This window comes from Streptomyces sp. NBC_01431 (assembly GCF_036231355.1).
Taxonomy (GTDB): Bacteria; Actinomycetota; Actinomycetes; order Streptomycetales; family Streptomycetaceae; genus Streptomyces.
Window position 1 is genome coordinate 7,572,483 of sequence record NZ_CP109496.1, and the last position, 19,568, is coordinate 7,592,050.

Annotated in this window: 16 protein-coding genes; 4 read left to right on the plus strand and 12 right to left on the minus strand. The window is 69.3% G+C overall.

Annotation, left to right across the window (positions count from 1 at the left end; translation table 11 throughout):
- Nucleotides 1-1,875, plus strand: coding sequence for a polyprenyl diphosphate synthase (gene uppS / locus OG522_RS34520; protein WP_329466978.1), 1,875 nt, complete (start codon nt 1-3; stop codon nt 1,873-1,875).
- A gap of 16 nt (nt 1,876-1,891) precedes the next feature.
- Here the strand turns inward: uppS and OG522_RS34525 are convergent, their stop codons facing one another.
- The 12 genes from OG522_RS34525 to OG522_RS34585 all read right to left on the minus strand — a co-directional run bounded on the left by OG522_RS34525 (nt 1,892) and on the right by OG522_RS34585 (nt 14,311).
- Nucleotides 1,892-2,491: a D-glycero-alpha-D-manno-heptose-1,7-bisphosphate 7-phosphatase gene (locus tag OG522_RS34525; protein WP_329466979.1), complete on the minus strand. Its 600-nt coding sequence runs from the start codon at nt 2,489-2,491 to the stop codon at nt 1,892-1,894.
- Complete coding sequence (locus tag OG522_RS34530; RefSeq protein WP_329466980.1) at nt 2,488-2,613, minus strand: hypothetical protein; 126 nt, start codon at nt 2,611-2,613, stop codon at nt 2,488-2,490. The genes OG522_RS34525 and OG522_RS34530 overlap by 4 nt, the downstream gene beginning before the upstream one ends.
- Before the next feature lie 71 nt (nt 2,614-2,684).
- Nucleotides 2,685-3,578 (minus strand): sugar phosphate isomerase/epimerase family protein, encoded by an 894-nt coding sequence (locus OG522_RS34535; RefSeq protein ID WP_329466981.1) that lies wholly within the window; start codon nt 3,576-3,578, stop codon nt 2,685-2,687.
- A 45-nt stretch (nt 3,579-3,623) separates the two neighbouring features.
- On the minus strand, nt 3,624-5,063 hold the full coding sequence (locus tag OG522_RS34540; RefSeq protein ID WP_329466982.1) for an FAD-dependent oxidoreductase: 1,440 nt from the start codon (nt 5,061-5,063) through the stop codon (nt 3,624-3,626).
- A gap of 229 nt (nt 5,064-5,292) precedes the next feature.
- The gene (locus OG522_RS34545) at nt 5,293-6,288 is read right to left on the minus strand and encodes a GNAT family N-acetyltransferase (RefSeq protein ID WP_329466983.1); all 996 of its coding nucleotides are present in this window, start codon (nt 6,286-6,288) and stop codon (nt 5,293-5,295) included.
- Nucleotides 6,289-6,442: 154 nt separating this feature from the next.
- Nucleotides 6,443-7,690, minus strand: coding sequence for a DegT/DnrJ/EryC1/StrS family aminotransferase (locus OG522_RS34550; protein WP_329466984.1), 1,248 nt, complete (start codon nt 7,688-7,690; stop codon nt 6,443-6,445).
- A 32-nt stretch (nt 7,691-7,722) separates the two neighbouring features.
- A complete protein-coding gene (locus OG522_RS34555; RefSeq protein WP_329466985.1) occupies nt 7,723-8,805 on the minus strand; it encodes a GNAT family N-acetyltransferase in 1,083 nt (360 codons plus the stop codon).
- The gene (locus tag OG522_RS34560) at nt 8,802-9,815 is read right to left on the minus strand and encodes a glycosyltransferase family 9 protein (RefSeq protein WP_329466986.1); all 1,014 of its coding nucleotides are present in this window, start codon (nt 9,813-9,815) and stop codon (nt 8,802-8,804) included. The genes OG522_RS34555 and OG522_RS34560 overlap by 4 nt, the downstream gene beginning before the upstream one ends.
- Before the next feature lie 293 nt (nt 9,816-10,108).
- The gene (locus OG522_RS34565; RefSeq protein ID WP_329466987.1) at nt 10,109-10,675 is read right to left on the minus strand and encodes a GNAT family N-acetyltransferase; all 567 of its coding nucleotides are present in this window, start codon (nt 10,673-10,675) and stop codon (nt 10,109-10,111) included.
- A 63-nt stretch (nt 10,676-10,738) separates the two neighbouring features.
- Nucleotides 10,739-11,704: an NAD-dependent epimerase/dehydratase family protein gene (locus OG522_RS34570; RefSeq protein ID WP_329466988.1), complete on the minus strand. Its 966-nt coding sequence runs from the start codon at nt 11,702-11,704 to the stop codon at nt 10,739-10,741.
- A gap of 79 nt (nt 11,705-11,783) precedes the next feature.
- On the minus strand, nt 11,784-13,883 hold the full coding sequence (locus OG522_RS34575) for a PfkB family carbohydrate kinase (protein ID WP_443074785.1): 2,100 nt from the start codon (nt 13,881-13,883) through the stop codon (nt 11,784-11,786).
- Nucleotides 13,880-14,311 carry a VOC family protein gene (locus tag OG522_RS34585; protein ID WP_329466989.1) on the minus strand — a complete coding sequence of 144 codons (432 nt, stop codon included), beginning with the start codon at nt 14,309-14,311 and terminating at the stop codon, nt 13,880-13,882. The genes OG522_RS34575 and OG522_RS34585 overlap by 4 nt, the downstream gene beginning before the upstream one ends.
- Before the next feature lie 1,618 nt (nt 14,312-15,929).
- Here OG522_RS34585 and OG522_RS34590 point away from each other — a divergent pair.
- From OG522_RS34590 to OG522_RS34600, 3 genes are read left to right on the plus strand one after another with little or no spacing between them, the layout of a single operon-like run.
- On the plus strand, nt 15,930-17,513 hold the full coding sequence (locus OG522_RS34590; protein ID WP_329466990.1) for a GMC oxidoreductase: 1,584 nt from the start codon (nt 15,930-15,932) through the stop codon (nt 17,511-17,513).
- Nucleotides 17,513-18,238: an SDR family NAD(P)-dependent oxidoreductase gene (locus tag OG522_RS34595; protein ID WP_329466991.1), complete on the plus strand. Its 726-nt coding sequence runs from the start codon at nt 17,513-17,515 to the stop codon at nt 18,236-18,238. Before OG522_RS34590 ends, OG522_RS34595 begins: the two co-directional genes overlap by 1 nt.
- Nucleotides 18,228-19,472: a beta-ketoacyl-[acyl-carrier-protein] synthase family protein gene (locus OG522_RS34600; RefSeq protein WP_329466992.1), complete on the plus strand. Its 1,245-nt coding sequence runs from the start codon at nt 18,228-18,230 to the stop codon at nt 19,470-19,472. Before OG522_RS34595 ends, OG522_RS34600 begins: the two co-directional genes overlap by 11 nt.
- The last annotated feature ends 96 nt before the right edge of the window (nt 19,473-19,568 follow it).

The following is a 19,568-nucleotide window of genomic DNA, read 5'->3' on the forward strand; positions in this document are numbered from 1 at the left end:
GTGCGTTCTCCATTCGTGCCCGCCACCAGTGTTTACCAGCGCAGCGGCATCAACGATGCGGCCCTGCGCCGCGGCTACGAGGCGTGCCGGTGCGCCACCCGCGCGACGGGTGAGATCGAGTACGCCGTCTCGCTGCTGCTGCCGCCCCCGCTGCGGACCGCCACCTGGGCGCTGTACGGCGCCGTCCGGGCCGTGGACGACTTGGCTGACGCGGTCGGACCCGCCGGCGAGCTGGATCCGGGGCGGGCCGGGCGGCTTGAGGCGTGGATCTCGGCTTTCGAAGCGGACCTGCGCGACGGCCGCGGCAGCGACCCCGTACGGCAGGCACTGATCCACACCATGCTGACCTGGAACCTGCCGCCGGGATTCCTGCACACGCTGTTCGAGGAGCTCCGCCAGGACGTCAACGGACGGCAGTTCGCCACCTGGCAGGAGTGGCGGCGCTACAACAACCTGATCAACACACCGCTCGTGCTGCGCGCGGGCTCCTTGCTGCTGCGGGCCGCGGGCCTGCCCGCCGAGCCGGAGGCGCTCGCCGCGGGCGTGCCGGACGCAGCGGTGGCGTGGCAGACCGCCGTCGAGGCGATCTACCTCACCGACGCCCTCGTCGACCTCTCCGCCGACCTCGATCGTGGCCATGTCGCGCTGCCGCAGGAAGCCCTGGAGGAGGCCGGCGTGCCACGGGCGGACCTGCTGGCCCGGCGTTCCACCCCGGCGTTCGAGGACCTGGTGCGCGACCTGGCCGGCCGGGCCCGCGCCTGGCTGGACCGCACCCCACTGCCGCCGGTGCTGCACCCGGCGGTCGGCGTCGCGCTCGGCGCCTACACCGATCTGTACCGGCTGCGCTTGAAGGCCACGGCCGATGTCCCCGCCGCGCTGCTGCACCACCGCCCGGCCTTGCCCCGAAGCGCCCGGCTGCGTCTGCTGCTGCCCGCGCGGGCGAAAGCCGCGCTCGCCTGGGCTCTGTTCCCCTTCCCCATCCGGCCCTGCCCGCCGCAACTCGTACCGGCGCGGACACCCGACGGGCTCGGCGGAACCGAGGAAAAGCGATCGCCCGTAGCCCAGCGGCACCCGACCGTCGCTCCACCTCCGCACCCCTCTGGCGTCCGCCCGCCCCAACTGCCCGGCGAAGTCATGCCCCGCCACGTCGCGATCGTCATGGACGGCAACGGTCGCTGGGCCACCGCCCACGGACTGCCCCGCACCGACGGCCACCGGCAAGGCGCCAGGGCGTTCGTCGACGTCGTCCACGGTGCGCTGGAGATCGGCCTGAAGTACCTGACCGTGTACGCGTTCTCCACCGAGAACTGGAAGCGTCCGGCCGACGAACTGCAGACCCTGATGTACGAGATCCCCCGGGCCGTGCGTGGCCTGGTGGACGAGAGACTGGACCTCCGCGTGCGCTGGGCCGGCGCGCGCTCCCGCCTCCCGGTCGACGCCATCGAGCAACTGCTGGAGAGCGAGCGGACCACCCGCGACCGCACCGGACTGACCCTGACCATGTGCGTGAACTACGGCGGCCGCGCCGAGATCACGGCAGCCGCGGCGAAACTCGCCCGGGAAGCGGTCGCCGGGAAGGTCGACCCCGGCTCCATCTCCGAGCACGCCTTCGCCGGCTACCTACACGTCCCCGAACTACCCGACGTCGACCTGCTCCTGCGTACCGGCGGCGACCAGCGGACCTCCAACTTCCTTCCCTGGCAGTCCACTTACGCCGAACTGCTGTTCCTCGACACCCCTTGGCCCGACGTCGACCGCCGCACCCTGTGGCACGCGATCGAGCAGTGTGCCCACCGCACCCGCCGCTACGGCTCCGTCCCCCGCATCCCCGCCCAGCACGCCCCAAAGAGTGGACAAGAAGCAGCGACGACGTGAGCGATGGGGTTCGGGATCACCGGTACCTTCTGCCGGGTGATCCGGGGATCTCGCGGGCCGCGATGGCGGTCAGTGCCTGGGCGGTCGTGGTCCGGTACAGAGTCGGTACGACAGGGGCGAGGGGCTGTGGGCCGACGAGGGCGGTGTGGGTTCCGGCGCGGTGGCCGGCGTCGATGTCGCAGACGGAGTCGCCGACCATCCAGGAGGAGGACAGGTCACGGCCGAGGTCGGCGGCGGCCTGGTGGAGCATTCCCGGGGCGGGCTTGCGGCATGAACAGGCGATGGAGAACTGCGGCACGACACCGTCCGGATGGTGCGGGCACAGGTAGATCCCGTCCAGTCGGACCTGGTGGCGGGCCAGGAGTTCCCGCAGCCGCCGGTGCATCGGCGCGATGGCGGCCTCGGCGACGAGGCCCCGGGCCAGTCCGCTCTGGTTGGTGACCACGATCAGAGCGAAACCGTAGCGCTGGAGAGCGCGCAGCGGTGGCCCGATGCCCGCCTGGAGAACCAGGTCCTCGGGGCGGGACGGGTAGTGCCGGGGTTCGGTGAGAGTGCCGTCGCGGTCGAGGAACACCGCTGAGCGCCGGAGGGCGCTGGTGCGCGCCGGGCCGGTCATGCCGCGGCACGGATGCGGAGGGCCTGAAGCAGTTCGGCGTCCCGGGTTGCCGCCCTCTGGAAGAAGTCGGCGGCCCGGACGGTGGCTGCGGCCTGAACGGGCTCGCGACGTGGCGTCATCACGGTCAACTCCCTTGGTGGGGGCGCCCGAGGGCCCGAGTGCCTCGACGGCGAAGAACGTACGTGGTTGCCGATCAGCCGCGGTGAGAGGAATCCTCCGGGTCGTGGTGAGACGATGAGTCAAGCTTGATCAGGTCCCGCAGGTGGTTGGCTGACCTGGCCGTCTCGGCGAGGAGAATCGACGGCACGCAGTGAGGTTCGAGCGTGAGGTACCCGTCGTAGCCCGCGGCCGCCAGGCTTGTGACGATCGCCGGCCAGTCCAACTCCCCGGCGCCCAGAGGCGCCGTGTCGTAGGCCCGGCCGTGATCGGTGTACCGGATCCAGCCGTCGGCCGGACTCTCCAACGACGTCCGACGCACGTCCTTCACATGGGCGTAGCACACCCACGGCAGGAGCAGGGGCAATGCCTCGCGAGTCGGGGAGACCTCCGCGCAGAGGAAGTTCGCGGCATCGAAGTTCAAGCCGAACCAGGGGGAGTCGACCCGAGCGAACAGCGCCGCCAACGCTGTCGGCCGCCTGCTGATGTCGGACCCGAGCGGGTCCCATCCGAACGCGTCGAACTCGTTCTCCAGCACGACCACCACGTTCTCCGCCGCGGCATGGTCGAGGACCGGCGCCAGCGCCTCCGCATACGCCGCGATCGCATGCTGGTCGTCCACCAGCGGCGCGTGACCGAAGTAGGTGTTCACCCGGTTGCTGCCGGTTCGTGCAGCCAGCGTGATCGCCTCATGGAGAAGCGAGGCCGCACCCGCTTCGCCGGCACCGTAGAGCTGGCTGGGGGTCGACACACAGGCTATCCGCAGTCCTGCACGGTCCAGCTTGCGCAGTGCGGCGTTGACACCGTCCCGCAGGGCGTTCTTCGGATACCAGAATTCCACCGCGTCGCACTGCGCGGACCTGGCCATTTCGATCAAGCCGTCCACGCCGTCGGTGTCCGTGAACTCGGTGCCGGACACCGCGATCGACATACCTTGCATCGGGATTCCCTCTCTGCTCACTGTCTTAGGTGCCGGTCACCGGGCGAGGATCGCCCCCAACCGCTTGCTGAGCGCGAGCGTCGTCATCGACGGGTTCGCCGCCCCGGTGCGAGGCATCACCGACGGCCCACACGCGTAGAGACCCGTGACCGTGGTGAACTGGTGGTCCTCGTCCAGGACTTCGCCGAAGGCCAACGTGCCGCCCTCGTGTTGCTCGGAACCGAGCGGGAAGCTGTAGGTGAGTGGCGTCGTACCGCGGACCGCCGTCAGCCGGTCGGCCAGGTCGGGCGAACCGTGCCGCGGCGAGAACTGGAGCGGGACGGCCGGAACGCCGAGGAGTCCCGCCAGTTCGGCCCACAGTTCGCCGAGCAGGTTCTGCTGGGCGGCGAGCACCGCGTTGTCGGCCGCTTCGAGAGGGGCGTGCACGGTCGTCGGCCAGGGCCATTCGCCGTGACCGTCGCACCGCACCTGGCTGTGCGGGCCGCGGCGCTGCTCGCCCATCGTCCAACTGTCCACCGTGACAGTGCCGTTGGCCCCTTCGGTGAACCGTACGAAGTGGTTGGACCGGGTACTGGCAGTACCGGTCCGATGGTGTACGTGGCCCTCGCGAGCAGCCGCCCGGACGGCATCGGGGAGCCGTTCGGCATCTGGCAGAGCGACCGAGAACCCCTGTGAGAGCTTGTCCACAAGTCCCGTTAGTTTCAACGGAGTTGGGGCGTCCGAGGCAGCCAGGGCCTGGGTCGCAAGGCGGCTGTTCACGATCGTGCCGGCGGCCAGCACCACCCGGTTCGCACGCAGGTCGCGCAGCTCACCGTCCTCGGTGCGTACCACCACGCCGGTCGCCCTGCCGTGTTCGACGCGGATCCCCAGCACGTCATGACCGGCGATGATCGGCACTCGGCGCACCCTCGGGTCCCCGTCATCGTCCCACCATGCCAACGGACTGAAAGCGCTCCACCCGCCGGTGGGCTCCGCGCGGGTGGCGTGCGGCGTGCGGCCGAACTCCATTGCGCCGATGGTCAGCCCGGGTGCTCCTGGAGGCTCGGCGCCCCAGCCGACCACGTCGTCGACGACCCGCTGGTACAGCGACGGCCCCCCGTCCCACGTCTCGGTGAGCTCGGTGACGACCGCTCGCGGCCACTGTTCGGAAAGCGCCCAGCGCTCGATGGGCAGCAGTACGCCACCCCAGTAGAGCGAGCGGCCGCCGACCCGGCGACGCAGGCCGGCCAAGTCGCGGTAGGCCCCGTTGACCGTCTGGTACGGACGGCGGAAGTCGGGGTCGGTCTCGGGGCGCAGCCAGAGCTGGAGCGCTTCGGCCGAGGAATACTCGTTCTGGATGTGTGTGCGGCCCCGGTCGGGCCCGGCCTCCAGTACGGCCACCGAACCCCGGCCGCGTCGGCCAAGCTCTGCCGCCGTCGCGAGGCCGGCCATCCCGGCACCGACCACGAGTGTCTCCACGTCGGCCAACGATTCCACTGACACTCCACGGTTGTTGGTTGTCTGAGCGTTGTCATCCGGCAGTGCGGCGGCCGCCTGCGCGGTGCGCATCGGGCCGCTGGTGCTCAAGGCGCACGCATCGGCGATGTCGGGCGCGCCTGAGTTCGGCGAGCCACTGTGGCGGGGGAGCCCGCTGCACGGGGCGACCGCGTTCGGTGCACTCCGGCCGGCGGGGAGGCCGGTGAGCGAGGGTCTTCGGCTGACGGGGTCACACGCGGCACGGTTGTTCCCGGCTCGCCGTCATGGTGGGCGCGCTGCTGCTGGGCAGTTCGAGCTTGTAGCCGTAGGCGCCGCGCGTCAGGTCGAAGGTGTCCGTTCCCTGGGCGGCGAGTTCGGTGACCATCGCGGCTGTCAGTAGGTGCCCCGGAGAGTCGCGACCGTGGCCCAGGTCATAGGCCGCACGGTAGGCGTAGTACGTGCGGTCGTGCCAGAAACCGAACCATCCGGCGAGCAGGGTTTCGTCCAGCCACAACTCGTGTAATCGCGCGGTGCTGGACGGCTCGGCCGCGACGGCCGCGTACGTCCGGTCGACCACGCCACCGTCGAACGGTGCCACCGTGTCAGGCCGGTCACCCCACTGTTGAGTGTGCAACTCGATGAACGAGGGCAGACGTGCGGCGAGCTGTTCCGGGGTGTCCGCACAGGTGAGCCGGAGCTTGCCGAGTCGCTCGATCCGGCGGCGTTTTCGCCGCATGTCCCGCCGCTCGCTGACGCCTCGGACGACGTCGGAGTCGGTGAGGTCGAGGCGGAAAACCGTGTCCGACGGCCGGGGCGCGGCGCCCAACTCGGTCACGGCGCGCAGCAGCGGCCCATCGGCGCGCAGGTTGCTCAGCTCCAGCCGCGCGCCGAACTCCCGTTGACAGCAGTCGATCGCCTCGGCCAGCCCCGTGATGTCGGGCCCGGCTCCGGTGGGCGACGCGTCGCCCACCTCCGCGACCTCGTGGTAATCGGCCCAGGGCCACGACAACGCGCGCAGGAGCGCTGTGCTGCCGTCCTGGTGCAACTGCAGGCCGACCACCAGGGTGGGCCCGTCGGTACGCGTCATGTGGACCAGCACCGGGGTCGCGCCCTCCGCGTCCGCCGCCTCGCGTATCCAGGCCCGCCACCAACCGCGGGTCTGGAACGGAGTCCGCGCGGAGATCCGGTGCGCGTCCAGGAATTCCGTCGCCGCCGACGCACCGTACTCGAACGCGACGGCATTCATCCGGTGCACCCCTTCGACCGCAACGCCGGTGTGACGCAGGGCGCGAGCGCTGCTTGAGCCTCCGCCTCCGCGACGCCCCGGCCAGGTGGCGCGACAGCCGGCGGCACGGCCACCGCGCCTGGTCCTGATCCGGCGCGGGGAGCTGGGCCCACACTCATGACGCCGCCTTGGCCACGTCCTCCACCGTGGTCCTGAACTGCCGCGCCGCTGCCTCGATCGTGTCGTCGTCGGCCATCACGTCGATGCCGACTCCGCTGCCGAGGTAGGAGTCCACCACCCCGACGCTCAGCGCGATGCTGCGGCTGAGCAGGTCGTCCGTACGCGGCAGACTGCCCGGCGGATAGGACCGCCGCAGGACGGAACGATTCGGCCTGCGCGTCGCGGCGTCCGGCGAGCCGAGTAGATCCGGCCGCAGCTGGGGCATGTTGGCGTAGTTGTGTTTGCCCGACCGGCTCAGGGTGATCGTGCCCAGTCGGCCCGCCACTTCGTCGGCGATCGCCGCGGACGCGAACGTGTACGCGAGCACAGTGGCGCAGTCGCCGTCCGGGTCGTGCAGTCGGCGAGGCGCCACCCCGGGCAGGTCTCCGATCGCGTCCGCGAACTTGTCCCGGTTGGCTCGCAACGTCCGCAGGATGTCCGGCAGTTTGCGCACCTGGGCGAGCGCGAGGGCGCCGGTCAGCTCGTGCATCCGCAGGTTCAGACCGAACAGCGGCGGCCCGTCGGTGACGCCCAACCGCAGGGGCGCGGCGCCGTGATCGTGCAGGGCGAAGGCCGTCTCGTACAGATCGTCGTCGTCGGTGAGCAGCACGCCGCCGTCGCCCGCGGTGAAGGTCTTGAAGACGTTGAGACTGAACGCGCCGAATCCACCGACGGTCCCCAGGTGGCGGCCGCGGTACGTCCCACCACCGGCCTGCGCGCAGTCCTCCACGAGCAGCAGCCCGTGCTCACGTGTGACGGCGTCCAGGGCGTCGAGGTCACACGGCGCTCCGAGCATGTGCACGGCGAGCACCGCCTTCGTGCGCGAGGTGATCTTCGCAGCCACGTCCGCCGGATCCAGCAGCAGGCTCTCGTCGATCTCGGCGAGCACCGGCTCGGCCCCCGTATGCGCAACGGCGGCGATCGAGGCGATGAAGGTGTAGCCCGGCACGATCACCTCGTCGCCCGGACCGATGCCCGCGGCGAGCAGCCCGGCGTACAGGGCGCTGGTGCAGCTGTTCATGCCCAGGCAGTGGCGCGCACCGGTAAGGGTGCGGAATTCCTGCTCGAACTGTGAAACCTTCGACGGCAGCGCGGACCCGTCGTGGTCGTCGAAGCGGTACCGGCTCAGCTCCCGCTCACGTATGACGCTCAGCAGCTCGGCTTCCTCTTCCGGGCCGATACGGGAAACTCCTGGTCCTGCCATGGCGATCCCTCTTCTCGTCTGACTCTGTCGGGTTATCCGTGTCCGACCGCGGTCCGCGGTGCCTTCGACGACGCGTCGGACAGGTCGCTCGGGACCAGATCCATCAGCAGTGCGTCCCGCCACCTACCGAGGTGGCGTTCGTGCGCCCTCATCCGGCCGACGTGCCGGAATCCCACCTTCTCCAGGCACCGCACAGCAGCCCCGTTGCCGGAATTGGGCGCCGCGGTGATGCGGTGCCCGCCGCCGGCGAAGACCGACTCGGCGAACAGACGCAACGCCCGGGTCCCGATCTCCCGGCCCCGGTCGGCCGAGGCGGACACCGCCAGCGCCGCGATCTGGATGTGAGCGAACTCCGGATCAGCCTCCGTGCGGTACTCCAGGAAGCCGACCGGACGATCGTGCTCAAGCATCACCAGGCAGCGTTCGTGCTGGAACCGGCTGAGCACTCCGTCGGTCGGTTCCAGCGCCCGCCATGCCAGCACGTCGGCGTCGCCGAACGTGCGGCGGAACAGTTCGACGTCTTCCGGTATCGCACGGCGCAACCCGATGCCGCTCTCGTCGACGCGGTCGTCCTCGACGATGGCGGCACCGGGCCGTACCGATGCCTGCTCGCCGGCCGCGATCAGCGTCTCCAGCAGGTCGACCAGCTCGGCGGCGTCCTCCACCCGCGGGTTCGGTACGACGCGACACGTGGGTGCCTCGAACGCCTCGGCGGTCAGGAACGGATGGTTGCCCAGGACCAGCAGCGGGCGTCCCGTGTCCAGGGCGAGACCGATCTCGGTGAGCGTGCCGTAACGGCCTTCGAACGCGATCATGCCGTCGCCGCACCAGTTGAGGATGTTGCTCCGGGCCAGGTCCATCGAGGTGGGCAGGGCCCAGGTGGTTCCGTCCTCGGCGTCGGCCAGCCGGTTCCACTTCAACAACGCGAGTGTGTCGCCGCCGACCGCCTGGCAGCCCTTGTTGGCCGCGGCCGCCACACCACCCTCGCCGCCGCTTATCAGGCCGTAGCCACGTTGGGCGAGCTCTTTGCCGATCATCTCCGCCAGCCGGAGGACGTCGGCTCCCGCGTTGCCGGGCCGACCACCGAGGACCGCGATCGCGCGGCGGCGGGTCATTTGACCGCCTCCTGGTGCCTGACTTGCCGCATACTCCACTCCAATTGGTCCAGTTCGATCAGGACGTCGGCCGGGCGCACACCAGCCGCGCACGGGGCCGGACAGCCGGTGTAGTAGCGCCGGCAGGTGCCGTTCGGCTTCATGTAGGAACACGACAGCGCGAAGGCGCTCTGCACGATCCGCGAGACCTCGGGGGCCGCCACCGGTGACCAGATGTCACCGTCGGTCGCCAGGTACAGCGTGACCACGGGGCAACCCAGCGCGGCCGCCAGGTGTACGGCCAGCGTGTCGTTGCTGACCAGCACGTCCAGCCCGGCGATCCAGTCGCGCAGGGCTTCCAGCGAGTGCGGGAACACCGTGTCGGTGATGCCCGGCGCCGAGGACAGCTGCCCTGCCAGGGCCCGCTCGTCCGCTCCGAGCCCGACCGCGACTTCTACGTTCAGTCCTCGGTCGTCCAGCTGCGTGATCAGCGTCGACCAGTCGTCCACGGGCCAGCGTTTGACCGCGGCACTGGCGCCGACGTAGCAGCCGACCACGCCGGGACGTGGTTGTCGCCGGTCGGCGAGCCAGGCCGGGCGGTTCAGGTCGACGGGGACGTCGTGGGCCCGCAGGAGACTGGCGGCCTGCTCAGCGAAGGGCAGTCGCTGCGGACGCTCGCCCAGTTCGTGCAGATCCCAGCACTCGACTCCCCTTCTCGTCGCCTCCGCCCGGAACTCGAAGTAGTTTCCGTCCTCTTCGGCGGACTCCATTCTGAGGTTGACGACCAGGTCCACACCGTTGCGATCGATGAAGTTCCACAGCTCTTCCCGATCGGTCGGCAGGAACCGTCGCCACAGTGCCGGGAAGGTCCCGGAAGCACCACGCATGCCGACCGCCGTACGCACCCACTCGGTGTCGAGTGCGATGTTCGGTGCCATGAAGTAGCGCCATCCCGGATGACGCCGCTCGAACGCCGCCAGGAGTGGCGCCGCAATGATGCCGTTGCCCACGCCCTCGTTTATGACGGCCATTGCCGTACGCATACTTGCCCTTCTGAGTCAGCGTTCATGAACTGGTCGATGGCCGGCCCACATGGCTCGTGAGAGTGCGACTGCGAATCGCGGGTGATGCCACGTCAACTTGAGGAATTCCGCGGGGACTTGGCGGGTCAGCCGGGCTGGCGCCCGAAGGATGACGGGCGTCCAACACCCCGGCATGACCCGCCCACACAACCGCACTCTGTCCGGACGGCGAAGAAACGAGAAGGTCATCCACCACGTCAGAGAGCAGTTACACGGCAAAGCCCTCAGGCATGGATGACGTGCTAGCCGGCGGATCCCGGTCGAGCACTCAGACGGCTGAGGAGCCGCGGGCTGGAGAGTTGGTCCAGGTAGTCGGGCTCGTTGCGGGCCCGCTCGATGCCGGGACGGAGGTCCAGGAGGTAGCGCACCGAGTCCACCTCCTTGCAGCCGACTCCCAGTTTCCTCGCGAGACGGTTGTAGAGCTTTCGCGCGGCACTGTTGTCCGGCTCGGTCTCGCCTTCGGCGAACTCGTAGCCCCGCCGCATCGACTCGACGAATCCCGCGGCCACCAGGAGTGCTCCGATGCCCAGGACGCCACGAAGTGACTCGGTCACATAGACGTCGTGCACATACGCCACGTTGTCGGCGAACTGGAGGTTCGGGATGGGGTCGACCATCACCAGGCCCACAGCGACGCCCTCTTCGACCGCCATGATCTGGAAGCTCGCCTCATGGCCGACAAGGCCCTCGAAGAAGGCGCGAGTACTGGCGAGGTCGACCTCCTTTCCGCAGTCGTGTTGCTGCTCCACGATCAGAGGCATGAGCATGTCCAGTTCATCCTTGCTCACCACGACCGTTTCAATACTCACGTGATCTCCATCCCTGCGGTGCGTCCATCGATCGGCAAGTTCCGTACCCCGGCTGACGTGACTTCAGCTGCGGTCGTTCGTGTTTTTGAAATGCAGGTACAACTCATGGGCAGCGAGCCGTAGTTCGTCCGGGCCGGGCCGGGGCCGCGTCGGGAGTGATGTGTCCAGAGCGGACATGTCAGCGCAGGTCCAGTACTGATACCGGCCGATGTGAGGGTTCGGGACCAACCGCACGTTCAACGGTGTCTGCGCGAAGTCCGAACACCAGCGGAGCAACTCGGCGAAGCTGACCGCATGGCCCGATCCGAGGTTGTAGACGCCGGAGGGCGCCGCTGGATCAGCCATGAGGACACACGTCTGCGCGACCGTGGCGACGGGAACGTAGTCCCGGCACGCCTCCAAGGTATCGGCGAAGACCGTGAGCGGTTCCTGCCGCGCGGTCGCGCGGAGCAACTGGCCGATGATGGAGGCCATCGACTTCTTGTGCTGCTCCCCGGTACCGAAGACATTGGTGAACCGCAGTCCCGCCCACCCCGGTCCGCCGTCGGCGTCGAACCGCGTGGCCATGTGCGTGTCGAACAATGCCTTCGAGCGGGCGTAGGCGTTCAGCGGGCCGGAGCACGCGGAGGACCCCAGTGCGTTTTCCGGCAGCGGCCGCCGTTCGGCGATCTCACCGTAGACGCTGGACGAAGACGCGTAGACGAAACGCGTGCCACTGCGCCCGCAGCGCTCCGCCAGTGCCGCCGGCCCGGCGATGTTCGTCTGCTCCAGCGCCTGCCAGTTGTCCTCGACCGTGCTGCTGATGGCACCGAGGTGCACCACCGCTGTGAACCGGCCCTCCTCCACCGCGTGGAGAATCGCCGGGTCGTCGAACGAACTGATGTGGACGGTGGTGTCCCGGCACAGGTCGGGCGGCGGCGTGGTGAGGTCCACCGTCGTCACCCGGTACCCGACGTCCAGGCAGGCGCGTGCCACGTGCCTCCCGATGAAACCGGCCGCGCCGGTGACGAGCACACTCTGTTCGTTCATGCCTGCCGCCCTTGGGGTCCGGCCCACGTGAGGGGCCGGACAGAAGCCGTGCGGAAGTGAAGGGGAGGGAGCCTTGTCATCACTGGGTCCGTGCCGACTCGATCAGCGACGACGTCGACCAGCCGGCGACGAAAGGTACGACCACGGTTCGTCCGCCCAGAGAGCTGACCAGCTTGTCCTCGGGAATTTCCATTCCCGCGTAGTCGCCGCCCTTGACCCAGATCGCGGGCCGCAGCGCTCGTATGGCAGCCTCGGGGGTGTCCTCGTCAAACACGAGAACGGCATCCACCGAAGCGAGCGCTTCGAGCACGAGCGCGCGTTGTGCCGCCGGTACGATCGGGCGCGACGAGCCTTTCAGCCGGGAGATCGAGTCGTCGCTGTTCAGGCAGACGATCAGGCAGTCACCCAGTTGACGAGCCTGTTCGAGGAGCCGGACGTGTCCCGCGTGCAACAGGTCGAAACACCCCCCGGCGGCGACCACGGTGCCGCCCCTGGCATGAACCGCCCCGGCGAGCTCGATCGCCCCTTGCATGCTCGCCGCGGTGTCGGCGCCCAAGGCCTCCGCCATCGGCGAGCCGTCGTCGGACGGGTGGTTCAGCGACGTGGGGCCGCCCGCCGCGACGTACGCCGAGGCCGCCTCCACCGCCGATGTCACCGCTTCGCTGGGTAACTGGCCGCAAGCCAGCATGGTGGCGAGGTGACCGGCGAAGAAGTCACCGGCACCGCAGGGGTCGGTCTTCCTGCCCGCCGCGACCTTCGTGGGTATGACCAGCGGCGGCAGATCCGCGTCGGCGAGCAGGACAGCGCCGTGCTCGTGCCGGGTGAGCGCCACCTGGACCGGCCCCCACGTGCGCGCTACGGCTCGTGCCGCTTCGACGTCGTCGGACAGGGTGTCGCCGCTCGCGAGGGAGGCGATCACCCGGGCTTCCCGGTTGTTGGGCGTCACGACCGCGGTGTGGGGGACCGGCGCCGCACCGCGCGGATGCGGGTCCCAGACCAGCGGGGACCGCCGGGCCGCCTCAGCCAGTACGGCACGCAGACCGGCGTGCGCGGCGACGCCTCGACCGTAGTCGGACACCAGGACGCCGCCGGCCGCCATCAGCACACCCCGTGCCGTGGCCAGTGCCGCTTCGCCTTCCTGGCCGACCGGTGGGCAGACGTCGTGCTCGTCCAGCATCATCAAGGTGCGCCCGGCGGCGCGGATCCGCGTCTTCACCGCGGTCGGGCCGTCCAGCCCGAGGTCGACCACCTTGACTCCGGCCTCGCTCAGTAGCGTGCGCAGCTGGTCGCCGACCGGGTCCTGGCCGAGCGCGGTGACGAGGGTGACCGGGTGGCCCTGCGCCGCGCTCAGTACGGCGGCCAGCGCGGCACCGCCGGGGCGCATGTGTGTGGTGCCACCGGTTACGACCAGGGCCGGCTCGTCGGACGCGACCCGCTCCACGCGGCCGAGGTGGTCGCGGTCGAGGAACGCGTCGCCGACCACCACCAGGTTCGTGCGGTCTCCGCGTGCCGCAGCCGGTCGGCGTTCCCCGGCCGGCTTCGGTGACGGGGCGGAGGAGGACGGTGGCACGGCAGGGGCGGAAGTGACGGTGCCCGTGTCTGTGTCGTCCTTGGCAGCGACGGCCGCGTCCATGGCAGCACACATCAGGTGGATGGCCACGAGATGACATTCCTGCACCGTGGACAAGGCCTTCGCCTTCACGGCCACCGCTTCGTCCACCAGCGTCGCCAAGGGGTTGGGGGCCGGTCCCGTCAGCGCCCAGGTCACCGCACCGACCTCACGCGCGGCCTCCGCGGCGCGCAACAGGTTTGCGCTGCGGCCGGAGCCGGACATGAGCAGCACGATGTCACCTGGACGCGCGTGCGCCCGCACCTGCCGGGCGAAGACCTGCTCGTAGCCGTAGTCGTTGCTGATCGCGGTGACCGAAGACGTCTCGGCGTGCAGCGACAGCGCGGATATCGGCGGGCGTTCCGTCTGGAATCGACCCACCAGCTCAGCCGTAAGGTGTTGGGCCTGGGCTGCGGACCCGCCGTTACCGGCCACCAGTAAACGTCGGCCGTTGGTGCCCAACTGGGCAAGCTTTGTTCCCCAGTTGGCGACCCGGGGCAGGTCGAGCTCGGGCAGGGCCGTAGTGAGCTGTTCGAGGTAGGCCGCGGAGGTCGAGGTGTCGGGCGTCATGCCGGTGCTCCTACTGTCGGGCGCCCCAGGAAGTCGTTGAGTTCGATGGTGTGGTGATCGGGGTCGGCCACGAACGCCACCGTCTCCTGCTCGATTTGGTGTGGCTCGGTGACCACTTGATACCCGAGCGCGCGAATGTGTTCCACCAACGCCGGAACGTCGGCGACGCGAAACGCGACATGGTGGGTGGGGTGCGGGGCCGGAACAAGGTTGCGCTCCTGCCACAGTTCCACGCCCGCCGGCCTGCCACCCGGCGCCATCTGCAGGATGACGCGATCGGCCAACTCGTAGCGCACGACGCTGGACAGTCCCAGTGCGTCGGCATAGAACCGTTCGGCGACGTCGATGTCCGTTACGTCCAGCCTGATGTGGTCGAAGGCCGTGACCGAGGTAGCTGCGTACACACGGTCCGGAGACTCGCTGCCCAAGTTGCGGTCCTCCTTCAGGAGTGACGGAGGTTCTCCGCCTGATACGGGCGCATCCGATTTCGGGGAGTCCAGTTCCTCAGGGGCCAAGTCACCCTCCGGTTACAGGCTGGCAGGAGTGGACGGAAAGCAGTCTTTGAGGTGCCGCGTGCCATGCGGCGTCGTACCCGTGCACTGGTTGGCGCGGCGCTGTACCGGGGCGGATGGTCGCCAAGCCGTATACGGCCGTGCTCGTGAGCGATGGAAGGGTGGGTCTTTCCACAACAGACGCCGGATGACGGAAAGTGCGTAAATGCTTTGGTCCGGCGTTGCGTTGTTGGAATCCTCTGGTGCGGTGCCATGCCTGTCAACCCCGGTCCGATGGCTTTCCGGCCTTCTGATACTTCCCCTACGGGGATCGATGCTGCGGTGTCCGGATTGGCTGGCAGGACGCTCGGGATATGCCGTCCCGTACGGTCGATGGCCGAGCCGGAATTCCCCAAAAAGATCCGTCGGTCACGACCGCCGCATCCTCCCCTCCTCATGACGTAAGGATCAAGTCGCCGGCCATGACAGGCGAGTTCATTGTGCCTGGTTGAGGGACAACTCTATGGACTCAAGTGGAGATCGGTTGACCGGACTTGCGCACTCCATGGCCGATGTTGCGTGTGATCGCCATGGACCGTCCGACGACACGAACCGGTGTGTGCACGGGTGAGGCGGAGGGGTGGGCCGGTGATCCAGGTTGAGGGCGGCCTGGTGTCCGCGAGGCGTGCCAGCTGCCGCGATCACCATGCGGGGCGATCTTGCGGGCATCCCCGGGTCGTAGCGGCCAAGTGCAGGTCGGATACGCCGGCCCGCCGGCTCTTGCCGGAGCAGGTGGGGTCCCGTCGGCGGCGGTTCCCTCCGGTCGGCTGTCGTGCCCGCGCATCCCGCTCGGGTCGACGAGTCACGCTGCCCCACGTACACATACAGGTGCACGAGGCGATCGCGTGGCGTCGGACGATCGACGCGATCACTCGCAACATCGGCCATGGAGTGCGCAAGTCCGGTCAACCGATCCCGACTTGAGTCCATAGAGTTGGGAGTCGGCGTCCATGTGGCTGTCGCGACCGGCGGAGTTCATCAAGAATTCGGGGAGGCGCCCCGCCCGATCCGTATCTGGATGCGCGTCGCCTGACCGAGGCGATGGAAGGAAATCGGTATCGCCAGAGGCCGGGGATTGACAAGCGCGGCATTGCACCGGAAGGATTCCAGCAACGCAACGCCGAATCAAATGATTTGGGTAAACCCTGTCATCCGGTGGCTGGCGTAGAAAAGGCGCTCGTCTTCTGCCAAGGCCGATCTCCAACTATCCCCAGCCATCCGCAGGGCCAACGGCGGGTCGCCGGTACCATCTCGATTTTCCTTCATTCCCTCAGGTGCAGAATCCGCGTCACTCCTGAAGGGAAGGATCACGACCGCCTCGGTCACGGCATTCGACACGCCCCCTCACTTACCGGGGCAGTGCTTGACGGGGGCAGAGCACGTCGCCCCCAGGACACGTTCGGCGGCGATCGACCAGGCCGTATGTGTCCCGTTCGCACCGCGACCCGATCGATGGGCCGCATGCACGGACCCGACGAACTCAATGGAGGACACCGTGTCGACAGCTGATCTCCCCCCGAATCTTGCCGAATGGCAGTGGCCCGCTACGGGTCCGGGCGCCGATGCCCCGCGCTCTCGGGTGGTGATCGCCGGGGGCGGGCTCGCCGGCCTCGAAGTGGCCCGGCACCTGTCCGCCCTCGGTGTCGACGACGTCCTGGTCATCGAAGCCGGACCCGCGGACGACCTGTTGCACATCAACTCCGCGCACCAGCCGGATCAAGCGCTGCGCACCTTCCTCGACCCCGCCGGCGACCCGCACTTCCAGCGTTGCTGGACATCGGAATCCGCCCCGCACTACCTGGCCAACGCCGGCCTGCGCAAGCGCCTCGGCGGACGCTCGCTGTACTGGTACGGCGCGTCCCTGCCGGTGGAGGACTGGGCACTGGCCGACTGGCCGGAGTCGATCGTGCGGGACCTGCGCGGCTCGTGGCAGGGCGGCCGACCGCTCTACGAGCAGGTGGCGGCAGACCTCGGAGTGGATCCGACCCCTCTCGACTCGCAGCAACCGGCTCTGAAGCTCGGAGGATTCCGGCTCGTCCGCACCCCGCAGGCGGAAACCCGGTTCGGTGACGAGGGCCGCTGGTACGCCTACTCCCCGCTGGACCACTGGCGAGACCCGGTGACGGGCGCCGCGCTGGACGGCCCGCAGGGCATCCGGTTCCTGTGCGGTACCGAAGTACTCTCGGTTGACATCGAGGACGGGCGAGCCGGTGGCGTCCTCGTCCGGGAATCCGCCTCAAACGCCCCGGCCCGCCGGATTTCCGCGGACGCGGTGGTCCTGGCCTCCGGAACCATCGAGAGCAGCAGACTGGCCATCCAGGCGCTGTGCGCGGTCGACCCCGGCCGCCCGCCACGGCTGACGGGGCTCACCGACCACATCGTCCAGGGCTTCTTCCTGCGCGTGCGCGACGCCGACGGGGACGGGGCATCTCAGGGTCTGCCGGATGTCGTACCCGGCTCGTACGTGACCGCGTGCGAGGACGCCGTGCGGTCCAACCTCTTCGTCACGGTCGAACGGCCGGAACCCGGCGTCCTTCTGTTCGACGTGCGGCTCACCGGAGAGCAGGCGCCGGGCCCCGGCAGTCACGTCACGTGCGAGCCGACCGGCGAGTACCCGTGGCGCACCACCGTCACAGCGGATCTGGCCCTGGCCGACCGGGACGTCGTCGGACGCCAGCGCGAGGTGCTCAACACGGTCTGGCGCCAGTTGGCCGCCGAATTCGGCCTCGCCGCGACGCCGTTGGCCTTCGACGACTTCGACCACCCGGTTCGCACCAACGCGTTCGTACTGCCGGAGTCGATCGGCGCGCAGACGTTGGAAGGACCCTTCACCTGGTCGAGCCTCCTGGGTACCGAGGATCACGAGGGTTGCACATTGCCGCTGGGGGAAGTACTCGACGACCGCCACGCGTTCGCCGCCGTCCCAGGCCTCTACGCCTGCGGGCCGGCGACCTTCCCCCGCATGGGCGCGGCCAACCCCTCGCTCACCACCCTGGCTCTCGCACGGCGACTGGCCCACTGCCTGGCCACCGCCCATGGCACGCAGCCGCACCGGACGACATCGGAGGTGGACGCGTGATGCTCACGGACAAGTGTGTCCTGGTCACCGGGGCGTCGAAGGACATCGGCCGGGGCATCGCCCTTGACCTGGCCGGGCGCGGCGCGACCGTCGTCGGCACGTACAACACCGGCGCGGCCGACGCGGAGGAACTCCTTGACCTCGGCGTCAAGGAGATGGTCCACCTCGATCACCTGGACCGGGAGGGGTCGTTGGCCACGCTCCGCCGATTGGCTGCCGCCTTCTCCTTCGACGGGCTCGTGAACAATGCCGCGGTGATCGAGTTTGCTTCGTGGGAATCCAGTCTGGACTCCTGGGACAAGGTGTTGGACGTCAACCTGCGGGGCCCACTGGCCACCACGATCGCGCTCGCCCCCGCCATGCCGGCCGGCAGCTCCATCATCAACATCTCCAGTACGGCGGGAGCCACGGGCTCGTTCGATTCACTCGCCTACTCGGCGAGCAAGGCCGCGCTCACCAACCTGACGAAGAGCCTCGCCAACGTGCTCGGCCCCTCCGGAATCCGTGTCAACACCGTCTCGCCCTGCTACGTCGACGCCGACGCACCCCCGGAATCAGCCGGGCTGACTCCCTTGCGACGTAACGGTTTCCCCGAGGACATAGCCTCGGTCGTGGCGTTCCTGCTCACCGACGGAGCCCGCTTCGTCACAGGTACGGAGATCACCGTGGACGGCGGTTACACGGCCGCGGATGCCCTCGCGAAGCGTGCGTACGATGCGAGCTGACCGATCCGCTGCCGATGTTCCCCGGACAACGGACGTTGTGGTCACCGGCATGGGTGCCACGACCCCGCTCGGTGGCGACGTGCCGTCGACCTGGTCCGCTCTCCTGGCCGGTGAGTCCGGCATCTCCACATTGGAGGCGCCCTGGGCCGACCAGCTGTCCGTTCGTATCGCAGGCGCTCTGCGGAAGGACCCGGCTGATGTCGTGGCCCCCGTCCAGAGGCGGCGGTTGGACCGCAGCCAGGAGGCCGCACTCATCGCCGCCCGAGAGGCATGGGCGGACGCGGGCTCCCCGGACGTGGATCCGGTGCGGCTGGCCGTGGTGGTGGGTACGGGCATCGGCGGGGCAGGGACCATGCTCGATCAGGACGACCGCCTCGAAGAACTCGGGCCGAGGCTACTGTCGCCCTTCACCATCCCGCGACTGATGCCCAACGGCGCGGCGGCCGTCGTGAGTCTGGAACTCGGCGCGCGCGCCGGAACGCACGCGCCGACCAGTGCCTGTGCTTCGGGGGCGGAGGCCCTGGCCGTCGGGGCGATGCTGATCAGGGCAGGACGCGCCGATGTCGTCGTGGCCGGGGGCACGGACGCCTGCCTGCACCCCCTCTTCATCGGCGGATTCGCCCGCATGGGAGCACTCTCCACCCGCAACGAGACGCCCGAACTGGCATCCAGGCCTTTCGACCGGGACCGCGACGGCTTCGTCATGGCCGAGGGGGCCGGCGTCGTCGTACTGGAGCGGGCCGAGTTCGCGCGGGCCCGAGGCGTACGCCCCCGGGCCCTGCTCGCCGGCGCCGGGATCACGTCGGACGCGTACGACATGACGATGCCCGACGTCGAGGGGCAGATCCGGGCCATCGCAGAGGCCTTGCGGGACGCGGACCTCACACCTGAGGACATCACCCATGTCAACACGCACGCGACGGGCACCCCCACCGGAGACCTCATCGAAGCCGACGCCCTCCGCCGGGCCGTGGGCACCCACCCCCTGGTTACCGCGACCAAGTCCGCCACCGGGCACCTGCTGGGCGCGGCGGGATCCGTGGAGGCCATCTTCACCGTGCTCAGCCTGGAGCACGCGGTGATCCCGGCGATTCGCAACCTGGATGAGGCGGCTCCCGGAGTCGAACTGGACCTCGTCACCGGCCAACCCCGGCAGGCGTCCCCGACGGCCGCGCTGTCGACGTCATTCGGCTTCGGCGGGCACAACGTGGTCCTGTCCTTCACGAAGCCATGAAATCCAGCTGCCGTGGCGCCCCAGCCCCATCGACACTCACCTCGCAGGCGCCGTCAGCCCTTGAGCTCGGCCTGCTCACCGAGGTCAACCTGCCGA